Raw genomic sequence first — 20,029 nt, 5'->3', positions numbered from 1 at the left:
CACGCGCCACGTCCAACGAGGAACGGCTCGCTCCCGGGGAGGGGAGTGGGCCGTTCCGCTTTTTCCGGGAACGCGTCCCCCACAGAAACGTTCCGTTCCGTCTATCGGGGCCCCGGCGCCGTATTCCGGGGCCTGCGTAAGGTGAACCCATGACGAGCACCGCCCGCTTCGACCGCGGCCACACCGACGACCTCATGACGTTCCTGGCGGCATCCCCGTCGCCGTACCACGCCGTGGCGAACGCCGCCGAGCGGCTCGAGAAGGCCGGCTTCCGCCAGGTCGAGGAGACCGCCGCCTGGGACGGCACGACGGGCGGCAAGTACGTGATCCGCGGCGGCGCGCTCATCGCCTGGTACGTCCCGGAGGGCGCGTCCCCCCACACCCCGTACCGGATCGTCGGCGCCCACACCGACTCCCCCAACCTGCGCGTGAAGCCGCAGCCCGACATGGGCGCGCGCGGCTGGCGCCAGGTCTCCGTCGAGATCTACGGCGGGACGCTCCTCAACACCTGGCTCGACCGCGACCTCGGCCTCGCCGGCCGGCTCACCCTGCGCGACGGCAGCCACCACCTGGTGAACGTGGACCGCGCCGTGCTCCGCGTCCCGCAGCTCGCCATCCACCTCGACCGGCAGGCCAACGAGGGCCTCAAGCTGGAGCGGCAGCGCCACATGCAGCCGATCTGGGGCCTGGGCGAGGTCCACGAGGGCGACCTGATCCGCTTCGTCGCCGAGGAGGCGGGCGTCGACGCCGAGGACGTCGCCGGCTGGGACCTCATGGTCCACGCCATCGAGGCCCCCTCCTACCTGGGCCGCGACCGCGAACTCGTCGCAGGGCCCCGGATGGACAACCTGATCTCGGTCCACGCGGGCGTCGCCGCCCTGGCCGCCGTCGCGGGCCGCGCCGACCTCCCGTACATCCCGGTGCTCGCCGCCTTCGACCACGAGGAGAACGGCTCCGAGGCCGACACCGGCGCCCAGGGGCCCCTCCTCGGCAACGTCCTGGAGCGCTCGATCTACGCCCGGGGCGGCGCCTACGAGGACCGCGCCCGCGCCTTCGCCGCCTCGATCTGCCTCTCCTCCGACGTCGGCCACGCCGTCCACCCCAACTACGGGGAGCGCCACGACCCGACGCACCACCCGCGCCCCAACGGCGGTCCGATCCTCAAGGTCAACGTCAACCAGCGGTACGCGACCGACGGCAGCGGCCGGGCGGTGTGGGCGGCGGCGTGCGAGAAGGCGGGCGTGCCGTGGCAGACGTTCGTCTCCAACAACGACATGCCGTGCGGCACGACGATCGGCCCGATCACGGCGGCCCGGCACGGCATCAGCACGGTCGACATCGGCGTGGCCTGCCTGTCGATGCACAGCGCCCGCGAACTCTGCGGCGCGGAGGACCCGTACCTGCTGGCGAACGCGCTGGTCGCGTTCCTGGAAGGCTGATCGGAGCACTCGCCCGGCGAAACATCCGGGAAAGGTCCCACCTGACACCGTCGACCTCATGGATCGTCATGTGGGCCCGCCCCGGGGGAAGTTCATCGCCTGCCTGTGCGCGGCCGTGCTGATCGGCACGGCCGCGACAGGCCTCCTCATCGCCCGGTACAACGAACGCCCGCCGTGGGGCACGGACATCGCCTACGAGGGCGGCTATCTGCAGGCCGTCCGCATCCGGAAGGCCGACCCGACCGGGGAGCGCGCCCGCGCCCTGCTGGCCGGTGAGTGCGCGAGCATGCGGCGCACGGGGATGGGCGGCGGCCGGGCCGTGCACGACCCGGCCGCCTGGGTCGCCGGCTGCCTGGACGGCGCGGCGAACCGCCCGTCCAGGAACCAGGGCCTTGTGGGCTAGGACGACACCCCTTCGGCGTCCATCCCGGCGAGGATCAGCGGCAGCCGGGAGGCGCCGTCGGCCGTGAGGCGCACCGGAACCCCCCAGTCCTGCTGGTGCACATGGCAGGCCGGGTACTCGTTGGCGGGGTCGTCGTCGCAGGACGCCGCCATGGCGGAGACGTGCAGGACGCCGTCCGTGATCTCCGGGTTCAGCTCCAGCTCCCGGAAGAGGTCGGTGCCCGTGCCCTCGCCGTCGAGCAGCAGCTCCGGCGGGGTCGAGGAGACCAGGAGCCGGGTGGAGGGCCCGTAGCGCTCGTCGAGCTTCTGGCCCGTCGGCGCCTGGAAGACGATGTCGAGCCGGAGGCGGCCGGGGGCGACCTCGGTGGCCTCGCGCTGCGTGCGGTGGGCGACCGACTCGACCTGGACGGCCTCCTCGGGCAGCCGCAGCCGGGTCAGCCGGTGCCGGGCGGACTCGACGACCACGATCTCGTCGCCGACGAGCACGGCGTCGCTCGGCTCGCGCAGATCGGTGGCCAGCGTCGTCACCTCGCCGGTCGCCGGGTCGAAGCGGCGCAGGGCGTGGTTGTACGTGTCGGAGATCGCGACCGAGCCGTCGGGGAGGGCGGTCACGCCGAGCGGGTGCTGGAGCAGCGCCTGGTCGGCGGCGCCGTCGCGGTGGCCGAAGTCGAAGAGACCGGTGCCGACGGCGGTGTGCACGGCGCCCTCGGTGTCGATCCAGCGGACGGCGCTGGTCTCGGAGTCGGCGATCCACAGCCGGTCCTCGGTGGCCGCGAGGCCCGAGGGCTGCGCGAACCAGGCCTCGGCGGCGGGCCCGTCGACGAGCCCCTCGTTGGTGGTGCCGGCCGCGACCTGGACCGTCCCGGTCTCCGGGTCGTAGGTCCACACCTGGTGGACGCCGGCCATCGCGATCCACACCTTGCCCTGCCACCAGGCCACGTCCCAGGGCGAGGAGAGGTCCACGTCGAGGGCGGGCCCGGAGGTCGGCGACCCCTGCCACCACTGCTTGCCGGTACCGGCGATCCGCTCGATCGCGCCGGTCGCCGGGTCGAAGGTCCGCAGCGCGTGGTTCACGGTGTCGGCGACGACGACCTTGCCGTCGGGGAGCAGCGCGAGCCCCTGCGGCTCCCGGAACTCGCCGTCCCCGATCCGGCGCACCACGGTCTCGCCGTCGGCGGCGAGCTCGACGAGCTGGTGGCGCGTCGTGTCGGAGACGAGGAAGTTCCCGCTGTCGAGCAGCACGGCCTTCCCCGGGAAGCGCAGATCGGTGGCTACCGGCTCCGGCGGCACGTAGGGCCCGTCGCCCCGACGCAGCGTCCCCTTGGCGGCGTGCTCGGCCTCCAGCTCCTCGACGAGCGTCCGGATGGCGTTCGCGTGCCCCTCACCCGCGTGCTGGGCGACGACGTACCCCTCGGGGTCGATGACGACGAGCGTCGGCCAGGCCCGCACGGCGTACTGCTTCCAGGTCGCCAGCTCGGGATCGTCCAGCACGGGATGGTGCACCTCGTACCGCTCGACGGCGTCCACGACGGCCTGGTGCTCGGCCTCGTGCACGAACTTGGGCGAGTGGACACCGACGATCACCAGCGTGTCCCGGTGCTTCTCCTCCAGGTCACGGAGTTCGTCGAGGACGTGGAGGCAGTTGATGCAGCAGAAGGTCCAGAAATCCAGGATCAATGTGCGACCTCGGAAGTCGGCGAGCTTGAGGTCCTTCCCGCCGGTGTTGATCCAGCCTCCCTTGCCGATCAGCTCGGGGGCACGGACACGGGCACGGCGGCGGGGCTCGGGCGCGGGGGTGGGCGCCGGGGCGGCATCGTTCATGCTTCAAGCTTGCCATCCGGGTATGAAGGGCGGATCACGCACGTACGACAGGGGGTCGGCGCCTGACGTCGGCGATGTCCGTGCCCGCGCGCCCGCGCGGGTCAGCGCACGGACGGTCGAGGGTGGGCGGTCCAGTGTTCGTCGGCGGTGAGGCCCATCAGGACGAGGTCCTGGTAGGCGCCCGCGAAGTACTCGTGCTGGCGGAGCCGGCCCTCCTCGACGAAGCCGAGCGAGCGGTGGAGGGCGAGCGAGGCGTCGTTGAAGGCGTGGATCTCGACCTCGCACTTGTGGAAGCGGCGCTCCGCGAACATGTACGTGAGGAGCAGCGCCACTGCTTCCTTCGCGTATCCCTTGCCGCGCCGGTCGCGGGTGATCTCGATGCCCGACTTGAAGTGCCCGGCACGGGTGTCGACGCCTCCGACCGTCACGGATCCCACGAAGGACCCGTCGGACAGTGCCTCGACGACCAGCCGGAAGGCCTCACCGCCCGGTTCCCGGCCCGCCCGCTCCGCGGTCCAGGAGCGGAAGCCCTCCGCCGAGCGCGGCGGTGTGACGATGTCCGCGTTGCGCAGGTCGACGGTGTCCTGCTCCAGCGCGCGGAAGCCTTCCCAGTCCTCGGGCTCGACGGCCCGCAGGCGCACTTTCTGCCCCACCCATATGTTGGTCATGCCGCCCCACGTTAGGGGCGGCACGGCGTGGATCGCCTCCGAATTGGGCACGCGTACCCGTATGAAATATCTCGTACGGGACAAAATCTTCGCGGTCGGCGACGACTACTGGATCGAGGACGAGCACGGCGGCCACGCCTTCCTCGTCGACGGGAAGGCCCTGCGCCTGCGGGACACGCTGGAGCTGAAGGACCCGCACGGGCAGGTCCTGGTCACGCTGCGGCAGAAGATGTTCAGCCTGCGGGACTCGATGACGATCGAGCGGGACGACCGGCCGCTCGCCACGATCCGCAGGAAGCGGCTCTCGCTGCTCCGCAACCACTACCGGGTCACCCTCGTCGAAGGCACCGAGCTGGACGTCAGCGGGCGGATCCTGGACCGGGAGTTCACCATCGAGTACGACGGCGAACTCCTCGCCCACATCTCCCGGCAGTGGTTCCGCGTCCGCGACACGTACGCCGTGAACGTCGTCCGGGACGACACCGACACCGCGCTTCTCATCGCGGTCGCGGTGTGCGTGATCCGGATGGCGGAGCGGGGGGACTAGGGCCCGCCGGAGCGGGAGGGCCGGAGGGCCGGAGGACGTCCGGCCGGGCGGGGGCGCCCGAAGGGCCGGAGGGCCACCGTGCCCAAGGGCGCGAGCGCCCGAGGGCCGCGGGACGTCCGCCCGGGCGGGAGCGCCCGAGGGCCGCAGGACCCCGTCCCCCCCGGCGCGAGCGCCCCCTACAGCACCCTGTCCTTCAGCGCCGGGAACTGCTCCCTCGTCGTCGTCACCCGCTCCGCGTCCAGCTCCACGCGCAGGATCTCCTCGCCCGGGCCCGCCTCCGCCAGGACCTCGCCCCAGGGGTCGACGACGATCGAGTGGCCCGCCTGCTCCACGCCCGCGTGGGTGCCGGCCGTGCCGCAGGCCAGCATGTACGCCTGGTTCTCCACCGCCCGGGCTCGCGCGAGCAGCGTCCAGTGGGCGCGGCGGCGGGCCGGCCAGCCCGCGGGGACGACGAAGGCCTCGGCGCCCGCGTCCACCAGGCCCCGGAACAGCTCCGGGAAGCGCAGGTCGTAGCAGGTGCCGACGCCGAACGTGAGCTCCGGCGCGGTGAACGTCACCAGCTTCTCGCCCGCCGCCATCATCACGGCCTCGCCCTTGTCGAAGCCGAAGCGGTGGATCTTCCGGTAGCTCGCCGCCAGGTCCCCGGACGGGGAGATGACGAGCGAGGTGTTGTACAGGGCGCCCTCCGCCGCCTCGACGATCGAGCCGGCGTGCAGCCAGACCCCCGCGTCCCGCGCGGCCGCCGCCATCGCGTCGTACGTGGGGCCGCGCAGCGGCTCGGACTCCGCCGCGAAGGACTCGTACGCGAAGGCGCCCATGGGCCACAGCTCGGGCAGGACCACGAGGTCCGCGGCGCCGCGCTCCGCGCGTACCAGCTCGGCCACGCGCGCACGGCGCGAAGCGACCGGTTCGTCCGGGTCTACTGCGATCTGGATGAGGGAGGCGCGCACACTACCACCGTCCTGGCATTCGAACCGTCAACACAGCCTACGATCGTCACACGAAAGCACTGCCGGGGTGCCTTCGGGCAGCGTAACTTAGCGTCCGAGCCTCCCACGCAGTCTTGTCTCCAGCCCGCCTGTCCGCTCGATCGTCAGCCCGCGCACCGCAGAACCGCCGAGGGGTCCCGTGACCGTCCATCCCAGCCTCCAGACCTACGCCGACGCCTGGACCCACTCCATCGAAGCGATATCCGAGTTGGTGCAGCCGCTCGTGGAAGGCGAATGGAACCGCGCGACACCGTGCCCGGGCTGGTCGGTGCGCGACATCGTGTCCCATGTGATCGGCATGGAGTGCGAGATGCTGGGGGACCCGCGGCCGATCCACTCGCTGCCGCGCGATCTGTACCACGTACGCGGTGAGTTCGCCCGCTACATGGAGATGCAGGTCGATGTGCGCCGGCACCACACCGGCCCCGAGATGACCTCGGAGCTGGAGTACATCCTGATCCGCCGCGCCCGCCAGCTGCGCAACGAGAACCGGCAGCCCGACCATCTCATCCGCGCCCCCCTCGGCGCCGAGCAGACCCTCGAAGTGGCCTACCGGATGCGCGCCTTCGACGTATGGGTGCACGAGCAGGACCTGCGGGTCGCGCTCGGCCGACCGGGCAACCTGGACTCCCCCGGCGCGCTGGTCGTCCGCGACAACCTGCTCGCGGCGCTGCCGAAGGTCGTCGCGAAGGACGCGGGAGCGCCCGCGAACTCGGCGGTCGTGGTGGATGTGCACGGCCCGGTGGAGTTCCTGCGGACGGTCCGGGTGGACGGCGAGGGCCGCGGCTCGGTCGACGGCGCGCCGTCGCTCGGTCCCGCGGTGACGCTGGCGACGGACTGGGAGACGTACGTACGCCTCGCCTGCGGCCGGGTCCGGCCGGCGTCCGTCGCCGACCGGATCAAGATCGAGGGCGACACGGAGCTGGCCCAGGCCATCCTGGACAACTTCGCCGTGACACCGTGATGCCGTGACGTCCGTGACGTCCGTGATCACGTGGTCCCGTGACGCCAGGGACCCCGTGACGCCAGGTACCCCGTGACGCCCTGAGGCGTCGGCCACGGCCTGCGTGGCCTACGCCGGTACGTGGACCGCCTCGACGCGGCTCGCCACCAGGCGTTCCTTCTCCCTGCGCGCGGTACGGGACTTCAGCCGCAGGATCTGCACGACGCCCAGCGCCTGCAGGACGAAGACCGACGCGAAGGCGATCCGGTAGTCGTCGCCGGTGGCGTCGAGGAGGACGCCGACCGCGAGGAGGGTCGTCATCGAGGCGGTGAAACCGCCCATGTTGACGATGCCCGAGGCCGTTCCCTGACGCTCCGGCGGGTTGGCGGGGCGGGCGAAGTCGAAGCCGATCATCGAGGCGGGTCCGCAGGCCCCGAGGACCACGCACAGGGTGATCAGCAGCCACATCGGCGCCCGGTCGGCGGGGTACGCGAGCGTGGCGCCCCACAGCAGCGCGGTCGCCGCGACCGTGGAGAGGGCGAGCGGGGCCCGGGCGGTGTGATGGCGGGCGATGATCTGCCCGTACGCGAGCCCCACCACCATGTTGGAGAGCACGACGAGCGTCAGCAGCTCCCCGGCGACCCCCTGCGAGAGGCCCTGGGCCTCGACCAGGAACGGCAGGCCCCACAGCAGCAGGAACACCATCGCCGGGAACTGGGTCGTGAAGTGCACCCACATGCCGAGCCGGGTGCCGGGCTCCCGCCAGGACTCGGCGATCTGGCGGCGGACGAACGCGGCTCCCGCGTGCGGCGCGGGCGGCGGTTCGTGGCCCTCGGGGTGGTCCTTGAGGAAGAGCAGCAGCAGGACCAGCACGAGGACGCCCGCGACCGAGCTGCCGACGAACGTGGTCGTCCAGCCGAGGTCGTGCAGGGCGCGGGCGATGAAGATGGTCGAGACGAGGTTGCCGGCCATCCCGAAGAGCGCGGCGACCTGGGCGATGAGCGGGCCGCGGCGGGCGGGGAACCAGCGGGTGCCGAGCCGCAGCACGCTGATGAAGGTCATCGCGTCGCCGCAGCCGAGCAGGGCGCGGGCGGCGAGCGCGGTGCCGTACGAGGGGGAGAGCGCGAAGCCCAGCTGGCCGACGGTGAAGAGGACGACGCCGATGGTCAGCACCTTCTTGGTGCCGAGCCGGTCGACCATGAGGCCGACGGGTATCTGCATGCCGGCGTAGACCAGCAGCTGGAGGATGGAGAAGGTGGAGAGGGCGGAGGCGTTGACGTCGAAACGGTCGGCGGCGTCGAGTCCGGCGACGCCCAGGGACGTACGGAAGATGACGGCGACGAAGTAGACGGCGACGCCGACGCCCCAGACGAGGGCGGCGCGCCGGCCGCCGGGCGGGTCACCGGGGAGGGTGACCGCGGAGCCGTGACCGTCGCGGCTCACCTCGCCTCACCCCGGACCAGGACCTTGACCCAGCTCAGGTGCTGGCGGACGCAGTGGGCCGCGCCCTCCGTGTCCCCGGCCTTGATCCGCTCCAGGATCTCGGCGTGCTCGGTGATGTTCTTGGCGATCCGGTCGGGCTGGGACTGCATGACGGCGACGCCCATCCGCAGCTGACGGTCGCGCAGCTGGTCGTAGAGGCGGGCGAGGATCTGGTTGCCGGCGTGCTTGACGATCTCGGCGTGGAAGGAGCGGTCGGTGGCGGCGACCTCGGCGAGGTCCCCGGCCTCGGCGCGCCGCTTCTGCTCCTCCAGGAGCTCCTCGAGCCGCTCGACGAGCGCGGCGGACGCGGGGACGGCCCGGCGGACGGCGAACTCCTCGACGAGCAGCCGGGTCTCGACGACGTCGGCGATCTCCTGCGCGGAGACGGCGAGGACGAGGGCGCCCTTCTTGGGGTAGAGCTTGAGCAGCCCTTCCATCTCCAGCTTCAGCAGCGCTTCCCGTACGGGGGTCCTGGACACCCCGACGGCCTGGGCGAGTTCGCCCTCGGTCAGCAGCGTTCCTCCCTCGTAGCGGCGGTCGAGGACGGCCTGCTTGACGTGCATGTAGACGCGGTCGGCCGCGGGAGGCGCTGATGGCATGCGCACAGCATAGATACAACAGGGGTGCAACAGGCAGGCCCGTCCGCGATACGGACGGACCTGTCACCACCTGCACGGCCACGCGCGCCGCGCACCGCACGCACGCCCCGCACCCGCGCACTACCCGCCCTGCACGCCCTCCCCACGCTGCCCGCCCTCCACGACCTCCACGACCTCCACGACCTCTTTGACTCTCCGCGCGGTCGTGAAGCCGATCTTCAAGGGGGCGAGCTTCGCGACCGCGAGACCCACCCACTGCGGGTCTCCGAGCCGCGGCAGCAGCTTGGCCTCGGAGACCGCACGGATGAACCGCGTGACCAGGTACATGTGCGTACCCGAGTAGGCCCGCTCGTGATGGGTGTAGCGGACGAACCAATCGTCGTACGGATGGCGCACGAGGGCGTGCACCCAGACAGGGCGGGCCGCCTCCACCTGGAGCGACACCACCCGTGCCCACGGCACGAGTTCCAGTGGCTCCGGTGCCCCGTTCCTGTGGTACTCGATCCCCTCGCGGGTGAAGACCAGGCACGTGCCGCCCTCGCGTTTCGGGTCCCCGATGATCCACCGGTCCCCGACCAGTTCCAGCGGGCCCAGATACTCCGCCATGTTCCCCCCTGCTCGTCGTACAGCCGTCAGGGGTATCAGCTCAACACGAAACGCCCGGCCGTGGGACCACATCGTCCCCGGCCGGGCGTTTCACGTGAAACATCCCAACTGAACTCTTACGCCCAGGTGATGAGCCGCTTCGGCTGCTCCAGGATCGCCGCGATGTCGGCGAGGAACTTGGAGCCCAGCTCGCCGTCGACCAGGCGGTGGTCGAAGGAGAGCGCGAGCGTGGTGACCTGACGCGGCTTCACCTTGCCCTTGTGGACCCAGGGCTGGAGCTTGATCGCGCCGACCGCGAGGATCGCGGACTCGCCCGGGTTCAGGATGGGCGTACCGGTGTCGACGCCGAAGACGCCGACGTTGGTGATGGTGAAGGTGCCGCCCTGCATCGCCGCCGGGGTCGTCTTGCCGTCCCGGGCCGTGGCGACCAGCTCGCTCAGCGACTGCGACAGCTCCGGCAGGGTCTTGGCGTGCGCGTCCTTGATGTTCGGCACGATCAGACCGCGTGGGGTGGCCGCGGCGATGCCCAGGTTGACGTAGTGCTTGAGCACGATCTCCTGGTTCGCCTCGTCCCAGGCCGCGTTGATCTCCGGGTTGCGCCGGACGGCGACCAGGACGGCCTTGGCGATGAGGAGCAGCGGGTTGACCCGCAGGCCCGCCATGTCCTTGTCGGACTTGAGCTCCTCGACCAGCTTCATGGTGCGCGTGATGTCGAAGGTGACGAACTCGGTGACGTGCGGCGCGGTGAAGGCCGAGCCGACCATCGCCGCCGCCGTGGCCTTCCGTACGCCCTTGATGGGGGTACGCGTCTCCCGGGCGCCGACCTCGACGGGCGCGGCGGCAGGAGCCGGCGCCGCGGCGACCGCGGGGGCCTGGACCGCCGGAGCCGGAACCGCGGCCGGGGCCGCGGGAGCCGCCACCGGGGCGGCCGCCGCGTGGACGTCCTCGCGGGTGATGATCCCGTCCGGGCCGGTCGGGACGACCGTCGTCAGGTCCACGCCCAGGTCCTTGGCGAGCTTGCGCACCGGCGGCTTGGCCAGCGGCCGGGTGGCGGTCGCGGTCGCGGTGGCGCCCGTACCACCGTGCCCGTTGAGCTCGCCCTGGATCGCGGAGGCGGCCTGCGCGGGCACGCCCGCGCCCTTGCGGGCACGGCGCTTGGTCGAGCTGGCGGCCACGCCGTAGCCGACGAGGACCGGCTGACGGCCCTGCGGCTCGTCGTCCTCGGCGGGAGCGGCGGGGGCTGCAGGAGCGGCCGGAGCCGCCGGGGTCTCCACGACCGGAGCCGGGGTGGCGGCCGGGGCCGCGGGGGCCTCTCCGCCCACGTTCACCGAGATGATGACCTGGCCGACGTCGACCGTCGTGCCCTCGGGGAAGCGCAGTTCGTGGACCGTGCCGTCGAACGGGATCGGCAGCTCGACGGCCGCCTTCGCCGTCTCGACCTCGCACACGACCTGACCGTCGGTGACCGTGTCACCGGGCTGGACGTACCACTTGAGGATCTCGGCCTCGGTGAGGCCCTCGCCCACGTCGGGCATCTTGAATTCGCGGATCGTCACGGTGCTCTCCTCAGTACGCCAGCGAGCGGTCGACGGCGTCGAGCACGCGGTCCAGGCCCGGCAGGTACTCCTCCTCCAGGCGCGCCGGCGGATACGGCGCGTGGTAGCCGCCGACCCGCAGGACGGGGGCCTCCAGGTGGTAGAAGCAGCGCTCGGTGATACGGGCGGCGATCTCGGCTCCGGAACCGAAGAAGACCGGAGCCTCGTGGACCACGACCAGGCGACGGGTCTTCTCGACCGAGGCCTGGACGGTGTCGAAGTCGAGCGGGGAGATCGAGCGCAGGTCCACGACCTCGACCGACTTGCCCTCCTCGGCGGCGGCCGCGGCGGCCTCCAGGCAGGTCTTCACCATCGGGCCGTAGGCGACGAGCGTGAGGTCCGTGCCCTCGCGGGCGACCCGGGCCTTGTGCAGCTCGCCGGGGATGGCCTCGGTGTCGACCTCGCCCTTGTCCCAGTAGCGGCGCTTGGGCTCGAAGAAGACGACCGGGTCGTCGCTCTGGATCGCCTGCTGGAGCATCCAGTAGGCGTCGGAGGGCGTCGCCGGGGTGACGACCTTGAGGCCCGCGACGTGCGCGAAGAGCGACTCGGGGGATTCGGAGTGGTGCTCGACGGCGCCGATGCCACCGCCGTACGGGATGCGGATGACGATCGGCATCTTCACCGTGCCGAGCGAACGGGCCCGCATCTTCGCCAGCTGGGAGACGATCTGGTCGTACGCCGGGAAGACGAAGCCGTCGAACTGGATCTCCACGACCGGCCGGTAGCCGCGCAGCGCGAGACCGATCGCGGTGCCGACGATGCCGGACTCGGCGAGCGGGGTGTCGATGACCCGGTCCTCGCCGAAGTCCTTCTGCAGACCGTCGGTGATCCGGAAGACACCGCCGAGCTTGCCGACGTCCAGGCCCATGACGAGGACCTTGGGGTCGGTCTCCAGGGCCTTGCGCAGCGACTCGTTGAGCGCCTTCGCCAGGGGAAGCTTCTGAACAGCCATGATTACTCGGCCTCTCCGCCCTCGAAGGACGCCTGGTAGGCGGCGAACTGCGCGCGCTCCTCGTCGACGAGCGCGTGCCCGTCCGCGTACACGTTGTCGAACATCGCCATGTGCTCCGGAACGGGCATGGCGCGGACGACCTCGCGGACGTGCTTGCCCAGCGCCTCGCTCTCCGTCTCCAGCTCCTCGAAGAAGGCGGCGTCGGCGTGGCCCTCGCGCTCCATGTAGGCCTTGAGGCGCAGGATCGGGTCCTTGGCCTCCCACTCCTCGCGCTCCGCGTCGCGGCGGTAGCGCGTCGGGTCGTCGGAGGTGGTGTGGGCGGCCATGCGGTAGGTGTACGCCTCGATGAGCGTCGGGCCCTCGCCGCGGCGGGCGCGCTCGAGCGCCGACCGGGTCACGGCCAGGCACGCGAGGACGTCGTTGCCGTCGACGCGGACGCCGGGGAAACCGAAGCCCTGCGCGCGCTGGTAGAGCGGCACGCGGGTCTGCTTCTCGATGGGCTCGGAGATCGCCCACTGGTTGTTCTGGCAGAAGAACACGACCGGGGCGTTGTAGACCGCGGAGAAGACGAACGCCTCGTTCACGTCGCCCTGGCTGGAGGCACCGTCGCCGAAGTACGCGATCACGGCGGAGTCCGCGCCGTCCTTGGCGATACCCATGGCGTAGCCGGTGGCGTGCAGGGTCTGCGAGCCGAGGACGATCGTGTACAGGTGGAAGTTGTTGGTGTTGGGGTCCCAGCCACCGTTGTTCACACCGCGGAACATGCCGAGGAGGTTGGTCGGGTCGACCCCGCGGCACCACGCGACGGCGTGCTCGCGGTAGGTGGGGAAGACGTAGTCGTCGTCCCGGAGGGCGCGGCCGGAGCCGATCTGGGCGGCCTCCTGGCCCAGCAGCGACGCCCACAGGCCCAGCTCGCCCTGGCGCTGCAGGGCGGTGGCCTCCGCGTCGAAGCGGCGGCTGAGGACCATGTCCCGGTACAGGCCGCGCAGCTCGTCGGCGCTCAGGTCGATGTCGTACTCGGGGTGCTGGACGCGCTCCCCTTCGGGCGTCAGCAGCTGTACGAGCTCGGGCTCCGAAGTCTGCGACTTCTTGGCGCTCGCGGCGGCGCTGGCGCCGGCCGTGCGCTTGGTGCCGCTGCTGCGTCGCGTCGTCTTGCGCGCGGCAGTGCTCTCCACGGTCACGTGCGTACTCCTCCGTCGGTCCGGCCCCCGGGGTTGCCGGGAAGGCCAGTGCGGCTCGCCTTGTCCGGACGCGCGCACGGGGGTGGGTGCGACTCGGCCGGGTCGGGCGTGACAGGTGCCCCGGCGAGCGCCCTGTCATAGGCACGTTACCCACTGCTTCGCATTACTGCGAAACCCCATTTGACCTGCGATTTTGCTTGGATTTCCAAGTAAATCGAGAAATGTGGGAACAGTAGCTGGTCAGCGCGCTGGCAACAGCCTCGCAGGCCGCCGGAACACCGGCACGTTATCCCGCACACCCCGGGCACGGGAAGAGCCAATATGTGAGACTGAGTGCGTGCGCGAAGATGGAAAAATCCGGGTATTTCTGCTGGACGACCACGAAGTCGTCCGGCGCGGCGTCCACGAGCTGCTCTCCGTGGAGGACGACATCGAGGTGGTCGGGGAGGCGGGCACGGCGGCGGACGCACTGGTCCGGATCCCGGCGACCCGGCCCGACGTGGCCGTGCTCGACGTGCGGCTGCCGGACGGCAGCGGGGTCGAGGTCTGCCGCGAGGTGCGTTCGCAGAACGAGGACATCAAGTGCCTGATGCTGACCTCGTACGCCGACGACGAGGCGCTTTTCGACGCGATCATGGCCGGGGCTTCGGGATATGTCCTCAAGGCCATTCGCGGCAACGAACTGCTGTCGGCGGTACGGGACGTGGCGGCGGGGAAGTCCCTGCTCGACCCGGTCGCGACCGCCCGCGTCCTGGAGCGGTTGCGGGACGGAAACAACCCCAAGGGTGACGACAAGCTCGCGAATCTGACGGAACAGGAGCGCAAGATCCTGGATCTGATCGGCGAGGGCCTGACCAACCGGGCCATCGGCGAACGGCTCCACCTGGCGGAGAAGACCATCAAGAACTACGTCTCCAGCCTGCTGTCGAAGCTGGGCATGGAGCGCCGTTCGCAGGCCGCGGCGTACGTGGCCCGCATGCAGGCCGAGCGGCACTGAGCGCGCCGGTGGCCCCGCGCGGGTCACCGTCACCTGTTCGGCCCGGCCCGGTGCGGGCCCCGATTCGGGACCTACGTCCCCGGTGAACCGGGGCAGGCGCCCCTTCCCCGCGCCGGGCCGGTGGCGGAGAGTGGAAGCCATGTCCACCGAGGAGATCCGCGCCATCGAGCTGCTCAACCGCGTCTCGTACGGCCGCGTGGCGACGAGCATGCGCGCGATGCCGTTCGTCGCCCCCGCCCGGCACATCGTGGACGACGGCTGCGTCCTGATCCGCATGCACCGGGGCCTCGGCTACCACCGGGCCTGCGCGGGCAGTGTCGTCGCGTACGGCGCGGACAACTTCAACTCGGGCGAGGAGAACCTCTGGTCCGTGCAGTTCACCGGCTATGCCGAGGTCGTCGAACCGACCGAGGCGCAGCTCGCCGCGTTCGGCGCGAGCCCGCAGGTCGTGGACGGCGCCCCCTTCGAGCCGATCTACCTGCGCATCGAGCCGCAGTTCGTGACCGTGCACCAGCTGGACTACACCACGGAGCGACACCTCCAGCACGTAGCGTGATCTAACATCTGACGGGTGCCGCGCTCATCTGAAACACTCGCTCCGCCCGTCGGCGCGACCATGCCCGCACCCCGGGCCGGGACCACCCCGCTGGGCCTGCGGGGCGCCACGACGTCCCCCACGCCCGCGTCGCACGTGCAGCCCGCCCAGCCCGCACCACTCGCGCAGCCCGTGCCGCTCGTGAGCGTCGGCACGCCCTCGCCGCCGCTGCGCGCCGCGACGCCCGTGCCGCCCGTCGGCGACCTGCTGCGGCGCTACCGCGAGGCCGGCGAGCCGCTCTCCTGCGAACCCGTCACCCAGGGCCTCCTCAACCGCGGCTACCGCCTCTTCACCACCCGCGGCGCCTACTTCCTCAAGCAGCACCTCGACGCGCCGACCGCCGACCGGGACACCATCAGCCGCCAGCACCGCGCGACCCAGCGTCTGCACGCCCTCGGCCTGCCCGTCGCCCCGCCGCTCGCCGACTCCGCCGGCCGCACGGTCGCCGTCATCGGCGGCCGCTGCTACGCCCTGCACCCCTGGATCGACGGCCGCCACCGCGACGGCACCCAGCTCTCGACGGGCGGTTCGCTCCGCCTGGGCGCGCTGCTCGGGCACGTCCACACCTGCCTGGAGCAGGTGATGGAGTCCCCGCCACCCGGCGGCGGGCACGAGAGCGCCCGCCCCGAGGACACCCTCCGCGTCATCGACGAGCTGCTGCGCCTCGCCCGCGCCCACCGGCCCCGCACGGGCTTCGACGCGCTCGCCGAGCACCGGCTGCTCGAACGCCGGGGGCTGCTCGCCGAGCACGCCCACCACCGGCCGCCCGCCGCGACCTCGGCCGGCTGGGTGCACGGCGACTTCCACCCGCTGAACCTGCTCTACCGGGGCGCCGAACCGGCCGCGATCGTCGACTGGGACCGCCTCGGCGTCCAGCCACGGGCGGAGGAGGCCGTCCGGGCCGCCGCCATCTTCTTCGTACGGCCGGCGGGCGAGCTGGCCCTGGAGAAGGTGCGGGCGTACGCGCGGGCCTACCGGCGGGCGGCCGGCGCGGACGCGGCGGAGCTGGCCTCGGCGGTGCACCGGGTCTGGTGGGAGCGGCTCAACGACTTCTGGATACTGCGCTGGCGCTACCAACTCCACGACCGAAGGGCCGACCCGCAGTTTCCTGCGGCGTCGGCCCTGGTGGTGTGGTGGACACGCGAATACCAGGCGGTACGCGACGCGTTCACGGGGTGACCCTCGCCAGGCGAGGGCCTGCGGGCTACGGCGTCGAGCCCGTGCCGCCGCGCGTCGCCGGCTGCCCGGTGCTGCCCTGCACGGTGGTGTCCGGCGGGTCCGAGGGGTCGCCCGACGGCGTGCCGGTCGGGTCGCCCGTCGGGTCACCGGTGGTGCCGCCGTCGTCCGAACCGTCGTCCGTCGGCGTCGGCTGGGTGGTCGGCGGGGTCGTCTGGGGCGTCGTCGGCGGTGTGGTGTGCGGGGTGGTCGGCGGCTTCGTCCACGGCTGCTCGTTGCCGCCGCCGGTCGACGTGTCCGGCTCCTGGGTGTCCTCGCTCGCCTCCTGCGAGGGCGTCGGGGTCCCCGAGGACGGGGTCGGCGACTGGGTGACCGGGGCCGTCGGCTTGCCGTTGTCCGGCTGACCGGCCTTGTCGAGCGCGTACACGACACCCGCGACGATCGCGATCATCGCGAGCGACAGGAACAGCAGCACCTTGCCGCGTCCGCCCCGGCCCCGGCCGCCCTGCCCGCCGTAGCCGTCCTGGCCGTAGCCGCCGTGGCCGCCGCCGTCGTAGCCGCCGTCGTCCGGGTTCATCGGCGGCAGGATCGGGCGCTGCGCGGTCTCGTGGTGCATCGGGTGCCCCATCGCCGTCGTCGCTGCGACGCCGCCGACCGGGGTGTGACCGCCCTCGTGCATCTCCACCGGGCCGGTGCTCCACGTGCCCGTGTGACCGCCCGCCTGCTGGAGCATCGACAGGCCGTACTGGATGAGACCGCGCATCTCCTCGGCGCTCTGGAACCGGTCGTCCGGGTCCTTCGCCAGCGAGCGCATCACGAGCCCGTCGAGCTCCGGCGGCGACGCCTGGGCGACGTCGGACGGCGGGACCGGGGTGTCCTGCACGTGCTGGTAGACCACGGAGAGCGGGGTCTCGCCCGTGAACGGGGGCCGCAGCGCCAGCAGTTCGTAGAGCAGACAGCCGGTGGCGTACAGGTCGGAACGGTGGTCCACGGCCTTGCCGAGGGCCTGCTCGGGGGAGAGGTACTGCGGCGTGCCCATGACCATGCCGGTCTGGGTCATCGTCGACTGCGCGCCGTGCAGCGCGCGGGCGATGCCGAAGTCCATCACCTTGACGGCGCCGCTGTGCGTGATGATGACGTTGGCCGGCTTGATGTCGCGGTGCACGATGCCGTGCTGGTGCGAGTAGGCGAGCGCCTCCAGGACACCGGAGACGATGATCAGGGCCTGCTCGGGGCCCGGGGCCTCGGCGCTGATCAGCAGGTCGCGGATGGTGCGGCCCTCGACCAGCTCCATCACGATGTACGGCACGGACTGGGCGCCGACGACGTCCTCGCCGGAGTCGTACACGGCGACGATCGCGTGGTGGTTGAGGCCGGCGACCGACTGCGCCTCGCGTGTGAAGCGGGCCTTGGAGACCGGGTCCTCGGCGAGGTCGGAGCGGAGCAGCTTGACAGCCACGGTGCGGCCGAGGCGCACGTCCTCGGCTGCGAAGACCTCCGCCATGCCGCCGCGGCCGAGGCGGTGGGTCAGCCGGTACCGGCCGTCGCCGACCACTCCGCCGACGCCCCAGGACTCCGCGGCGGCGCCCGACAGGCCGCCGCCGCCTGCTTCGGATTCGGGTGCCATCAGTCCTCGCCGTCGTCTTCAGTCGTGTGGTGCCGTTCCGTCGTCACGCTACAGGCTTCGTCCGACACCTCGGTCCGAGTCGACCGGCCATCCAACCTCCCGCGTGTACACCCATGCAAATTCCGACCGGATCGTGTAACGCTTCCGAGACGCTTCTTGCGCGGAGGGTCACGGAACGGGCACCCGGCTTGACGTGTTCGTGCCCTCGGGCAGACTTGGCCAGGAAATTAACGATCAGCGCCGGCACGCGCGCGTAGGGGGAGCACGAATGAGCCAGGACGGCGCCCAGGGCCGCTATGCGGGCGGTTCGGTTGCGAACGGCCGGTACCAGCTGCGCGACCTGCTCGGCGAGGGCGGCATGGCCTCCGTCTACCTCGCCTACGACAGCGCGCTCGACCGCCAGGTCGCCATCAAGACGCTGCACACCGAACTCGGCCGGGAACAGTCGTTCCGCGAGCGGTTCCGGCGCGAGGCGCAGGCCGTCGCGAAGCTTTCGCACACGAACATCGTCTCGGTCTTCGACACCGGCGAGGACACCCTCGACGGCTCGGTCATGCCGTACATCGTCATGGAGTACGTGGAGGGCCAGCCGCTCGGTTCGGTCCTCGCCTCCGACGTGCGGCAGTTCGGCGCGATGCCCGCGGACAAGGCGCTCAAGGTGACGGCGGACGTCCTCGCCGCCCTGGACACCAGCCACGAGATGGGCCTGGTCCACCGGGACATCAAGCCCGGCAACGTGATGATGACCAAGCGCGGCGTGGTCAAGGTGATGGACTTCGGCATCGCGCGCGCCATGCAGTCCGGCGTCACCTCGATGACGCAGACGGGCATGGTCGTCGGCACGCCCCAGTACCTCTCCCCCGAGCAGGCCCTCGGCCGCGCGGTGGACGCGCGCTCCGACCTGTACTCGGTCGGCATCATGCTGTTCCAGCTGCTCACGGGCCGTCTGCCGTTCGACGCGGACTCGCCGCTGGCCATCGCGTACGCGCATGTGCAGGAGGAGCCGGTCGCACCTTCGTCCATCAACCGCTCGGTCACCCCGGCGATGGACGCGCTCGTCGCCCGCGCGCTGAAGAAGAACCCGAACGAGCGTTTCCCGAGTGCCGCCGCGATGCAGGACGAGTGCCTGCGCGTGCTGTCGGCGGGCCAGACGAGCGCGCCGGTGATCGTGGCGGGCGGTCCGGTCAGCAGCGGTTCGGGTGTCGGCTCGGCGGTCTTCCCGCCGGTCGGCCAGACGCCGCCGCCCGCGACGCACGGGGTCCAGTACCCGTACCAGCAGCCGACGCCGACCCCGGGCCCCTACGGTCCGCCGACTCCGGCGCCCGGGCCCGCCTACGGCTACCCGCAGCAGGTGCAGACCCCGCCGCCGGCCCCGGCGTACCAGACGCCGGCCCCCGGCCCGTACACGATGTCGCCGCAGCCCCCGGTCTCCGGTGGCGGCACGTCCGGTACCGCCACCGCCGGCGGGTCCCGGCGGAACACGCCGATGATCGTGGGCGCGGCCGTCGCCGCGCTGCTCGTGATCGCCGGGGTGATCACCGTGATCAACCTCAACAAGGACGACGACCCGAACAACACAGCGGGCGGCGACCCCAGCCAGAGCCAGTCGATCGCGCCGGGGCACAAGGGTCCCGATCTGACGAAGACCATCGCCGTGAAGAAGTGCACCGAGCCGAGGGAGTCGAGCGACGACCCGTCGAAGTTCGAGATCCCCGACTTCACGTACAAGAACATCCAGTCGGTGAAGGACTGCATCCAGGCCGCCGGGTGGAAGATCACGAAGCAGACGCCGGTGGACGAGGCGACGTACGGCGAGGGCACGGTGCTCAGCCAGTACCCGCCGGCGGGTGGGGACGCGTCGAAGGACGACGCCGAGTTCACCCTGGAGATCTCCACGGGCAACCCGGGGCAGTAACCCGCTTCCGGCATCCGGATCCTGCCGGGGTCATCCCCGCGCAGGCGCCCGGATGCCGGAATTGTCCCGTCATGTGACGCTGAGTTGGATACCTCGGCGGCTCGGTACGGGAGGGGGGTCACCCCGTGACTCCAGGACTCCGCGGCACGCGCACGCGGGCATTGCGGCGGCGGGCGCTCGGCCCCGCGGTGGCGTGCTGGCTCCTGGTCGGCGCGGCACCGACGGCGTACGGGTACGGGTACGGAAACGTGCACGGGTACGAGCGACCGGGACCCGCGCCGACGGGCTCGGCGCGTTCGGCTCCGTCCACCCCGCCCGCCACGGCCACCCAGCCGTCCCGCCCCCCGGCCACCGACTCCTCCGCCGCCCCCTCCACCCCGGCGGGGCGGCCCACCCCCACCCCCACCCTCGGCGCCTCCGGTCCGCCGGCCGCGCCGTCGACCACGTCCCCGGCGCCGGCGTCCCCGTCCGCGTCGCCGCCCGCCGCGCCCGGGC

General features: G+C 71.9%; 18 protein-coding genes and 1 pseudogene. 8 read left to right on the top strand and 11 right to left on the bottom strand.

Going from position 1 to position 20,029, the window contains the following annotated elements; all coding sequences use genetic code 11:
- The first annotated feature begins 149 nt into the window (after positions 1 to 149).
- Both AB0E14_RS13395 and AB0E14_RS13390 read left to right on the top strand, forming a co-directional pair.
- Complete coding sequence (locus AB0E14_RS13395; protein WP_362415793.1) at positions 150 to 1,439, top strand: M18 family aminopeptidase; 1,290 nt, start codon at positions 150 to 152, stop codon at positions 1,437 to 1,439.
- Between the two features lie 58 nt (positions 1,440 to 1,497).
- Positions 1,498 to 1,842 (top strand): hypothetical protein, encoded by a 345-nt coding sequence (locus AB0E14_RS13390; RefSeq protein WP_362415791.1) that lies wholly within the window; start codon positions 1,498 to 1,500, stop codon positions 1,840 to 1,842.
- Here AB0E14_RS13390 and AB0E14_RS13385 read toward each other — a convergent pair.
- Positions 1,839 to 3,662: an NHL domain-containing thioredoxin family protein gene (locus AB0E14_RS13385; protein WP_362415789.1), complete on the bottom strand. Its 1,824-nt coding sequence runs from the start codon at positions 3,660 to 3,662 to the stop codon at positions 1,839 to 1,841. The genes AB0E14_RS13390 and AB0E14_RS13385 overlap by 4 nt on opposite strands.
- Before the next feature lie 101 nt (positions 3,663 to 3,763).
- Positions 3,764 to 4,330, bottom strand: a complete 567-nt coding sequence (locus AB0E14_RS13380) for a GNAT family protein (RefSeq protein ID WP_362415787.1) — start codon at positions 4,328 to 4,330, stop codon at positions 3,764 to 3,766.
- Positions 4,331 to 4,391: 61 nt separating this feature from the next.
- Between AB0E14_RS13380 and AB0E14_RS13375 the strand changes: the two genes are divergently transcribed.
- Positions 4,392 to 4,877 (top strand): LURP-one-related family protein, encoded by a 486-nt coding sequence (locus AB0E14_RS13375; protein ID WP_362415785.1) that lies wholly within the window; start codon positions 4,392 to 4,394, stop codon positions 4,875 to 4,877.
- Between the two features lie 176 nt (positions 4,878 to 5,053).
- Here the strand turns inward: AB0E14_RS13375 and AB0E14_RS13370 are convergent, their stop codons facing one another.
- Positions 5,054 to 5,827, bottom strand: a complete 774-nt coding sequence (locus AB0E14_RS13370; protein WP_362415783.1) for a carbon-nitrogen family hydrolase — start codon at positions 5,825 to 5,827, stop codon at positions 5,054 to 5,056.
- A gap of 178 nt (positions 5,828 to 6,005) precedes the next feature.
- Between AB0E14_RS13370 and AB0E14_RS13365 the strand changes: the two genes are divergently transcribed.
- A complete protein-coding gene (locus tag AB0E14_RS13365) occupies positions 6,006 to 6,830 on the top strand; it encodes a maleylpyruvate isomerase family mycothiol-dependent enzyme (protein WP_362415781.1) in 825 nt (274 codons plus the stop codon).
- A gap of 108 nt (positions 6,831 to 6,938) precedes the next feature.
- On the opposite strand, the gene AB0E14_RS13360 is transcribed toward AB0E14_RS13365, so the two are convergent.
- From AB0E14_RS13360 to pdhA, 6 genes are all read right to left on the bottom strand, one after another.
- Positions 6,939 to 8,252, bottom strand: coding sequence for an MFS transporter (locus tag AB0E14_RS13360; protein WP_362415779.1), 1,314 nt, complete (start codon positions 8,250 to 8,252; stop codon positions 6,939 to 6,941).
- The gene (locus tag AB0E14_RS13355; protein ID WP_362415777.1) at positions 8,249 to 8,890 is read right to left on the bottom strand and encodes a GntR family transcriptional regulator; all 642 of its coding nucleotides are present in this window, start codon (positions 8,888 to 8,890) and stop codon (positions 8,249 to 8,251) included. Before AB0E14_RS13355 ends, AB0E14_RS13360 begins: the two co-directional genes overlap by 4 nt.
- A 120-nt stretch (positions 8,891 to 9,010) precedes the next feature.
- Complete coding sequence (locus tag AB0E14_RS13350; protein WP_362415775.1) at positions 9,011 to 9,496, bottom strand: hypothetical protein; 486 nt, start codon at positions 9,494 to 9,496, stop codon at positions 9,011 to 9,013.
- Positions 9,497 to 9,612: 116 nt separating this feature from the next.
- Positions 9,613 to 11,031, bottom strand: a complete 1,419-nt coding sequence (locus AB0E14_RS13345; RefSeq protein WP_362415979.1) for a dihydrolipoamide acetyltransferase family protein — start codon at positions 11,029 to 11,031, stop codon at positions 9,613 to 9,615.
- A 31-nt stretch (positions 11,032 to 11,062) separates the two neighbouring features.
- Positions 11,063 to 12,043, bottom strand: a complete 981-nt coding sequence (locus tag AB0E14_RS13340; protein ID WP_362415773.1) for an alpha-ketoacid dehydrogenase subunit beta — start codon at positions 12,041 to 12,043, stop codon at positions 11,063 to 11,065.
- 2 nt (positions 12,044 to 12,045) lie between these two features.
- Positions 12,046 to 13,224 carry a pyruvate dehydrogenase (acetyl-transferring) E1 component subunit alpha gene (gene pdhA / locus AB0E14_RS13335; protein WP_362415771.1) on the bottom strand — a complete coding sequence of 393 codons (1,179 nt, stop codon included), beginning with the start codon at positions 13,222 to 13,224 and terminating at the stop codon, positions 12,046 to 12,048.
- Between the two features lie 337 nt (positions 13,225 to 13,561).
- Between pdhA and AB0E14_RS13330 the strand changes: the two genes are divergently transcribed.
- The 3 genes from AB0E14_RS13330 to AB0E14_RS13320 all read left to right on the top strand — a co-directional run bounded on the left by AB0E14_RS13330 (position 13,562) and on the right by AB0E14_RS13320 (position 15,995).
- On the top strand, positions 13,562 to 14,221 hold the full coding sequence (locus tag AB0E14_RS13330; RefSeq protein WP_361960018.1) for a response regulator transcription factor: 660 nt from the start codon (positions 13,562 to 13,564) through the stop codon (positions 14,219 to 14,221).
- Positions 14,222 to 14,360: 139 nt separating this feature from the next.
- A complete protein-coding gene (locus AB0E14_RS13325; RefSeq protein ID WP_362415769.1) occupies positions 14,361 to 14,777 on the top strand; it encodes a pyridoxamine 5'-phosphate oxidase family protein in 417 nt (138 codons plus the stop codon).
- Between the two features lie 60 nt (positions 14,778 to 14,837).
- The gene (locus AB0E14_RS13320; protein WP_362415767.1) at positions 14,838 to 15,995 is read left to right on the top strand and encodes a phosphotransferase; all 1,158 of its coding nucleotides are present in this window, start codon (positions 14,838 to 14,840) and stop codon (positions 15,993 to 15,995) included.
- A gap of 25 nt (positions 15,996 to 16,020) precedes the next feature.
- On the opposite strand, the gene AB0E14_RS13315 is transcribed toward AB0E14_RS13320, so the two are convergent.
- On the bottom strand, positions 16,021 to 17,619 hold the full coding sequence (locus AB0E14_RS13315) for a protein kinase (RefSeq protein WP_362415765.1): 1,599 nt from the start codon (positions 17,617 to 17,619) through the stop codon (positions 16,021 to 16,023).
- Positions 17,620 to 17,887: 268 nt separating this feature from the next.
- Between AB0E14_RS13315 and AB0E14_RS13310 the strand changes: the two genes are divergently transcribed.
- Complete coding sequence (locus AB0E14_RS13310) at positions 17,888 to 19,534, top strand: protein kinase (protein ID WP_362415763.1); 1,647 nt, start codon at positions 17,888 to 17,890, stop codon at positions 19,532 to 19,534.
- 118 nt (positions 19,535 to 19,652) lie between these two features.
- Here the strand turns inward: AB0E14_RS13310 and AB0E14_RS13305 are convergent.
- Positions 19,653 to 20,029: pseudogene (locus AB0E14_RS13305) on the bottom strand (hypothetical protein); the annotation flags it as partial.

This window comes from Streptomyces sp. NPDC047981 (assembly GCF_040653315.1).
In the GTDB taxonomy this organism is placed as follows: Bacteria; Actinomycetota; Actinomycetes; order Streptomycetales; family Streptomycetaceae; genus Streptomyces.
The sequence above is the reverse complement of the archived record's forward strand: the minus strand, read 5'-3'. Positions and strand labels throughout refer to the sequence as shown.

Coding starts and splice junctions, on each gene's coding strand:
- AB0E14_RS13325 (WP_362415769.1), top strand. CDS start 14,361: ATGTCCACCGAGGAGATCCGCGCCATCGAGCTGCTCAACCGCGTCTCG.
- AB0E14_RS13315 (WP_362415765.1), bottom strand. CDS start 17,619: ATGGCACCCGAATCCGAAGCAGGCGGCGGCGGCCTGTCGGGCGCCGCC.
- AB0E14_RS13380 (WP_362415787.1), bottom strand. CDS start 4,330: ATGACCAACATATGGGTGGGGCAGAAAGTGCGCCTGCGGGCCGTCGAG.
- AB0E14_RS13345 (WP_362415979.1), bottom strand. CDS start 11,031: ATGCCCGACGTGGGCGAGGGCCTCACCGAGGCCGAGATCCTCAAGTGG.
- AB0E14_RS13395 (WP_362415793.1), top strand. CDS start 150: ATGACGAGCACCGCCCGCTTCGACCGCGGCCACACCGACGACCTCATG.
- AB0E14_RS13340 (WP_362415773.1), bottom strand. CDS start 12,043: ATGGCTGTTCAGAAGCTTCCCCTGGCGAAGGCGCTCAACGAGTCGCTG.
- AB0E14_RS13350 (WP_362415775.1), bottom strand. CDS start 9,496: ATGGCGGAGTATCTGGGCCCGCTGGAACTGGTCGGGGACCGGTGGATC.
- AB0E14_RS13355 (WP_362415777.1), bottom strand. CDS start 8,890: ATGCCATCAGCGCCTCCCGCGGCCGACCGCGTCTACATGCACGTCAAG.
- AB0E14_RS13385 (WP_362415789.1), bottom strand. CDS start 3,662: ATGAACGATGCCGCCCCGGCGCCCACCCCCGCGCCCGAGCCCCGCCGC.
- AB0E14_RS13320 (WP_362415767.1), top strand. CDS start 14,838: ATGCCCGCACCCCGGGCCGGGACCACCCCGCTGGGCCTGCGGGGCGCC.
- AB0E14_RS13375 (WP_362415785.1), top strand. CDS start 4,392: ATGAAATATCTCGTACGGGACAAAATCTTCGCGGTCGGCGACGACTAC.
- AB0E14_RS13310 (WP_362415763.1), top strand. CDS start 17,888: ATGAGCCAGGACGGCGCCCAGGGCCGCTATGCGGGCGGTTCGGTTGCG.
- AB0E14_RS13390 (WP_362415791.1), top strand. CDS start 1,498: ATGGATCGTCATGTGGGCCCGCCCCGGGGGAAGTTCATCGCCTGCCTG.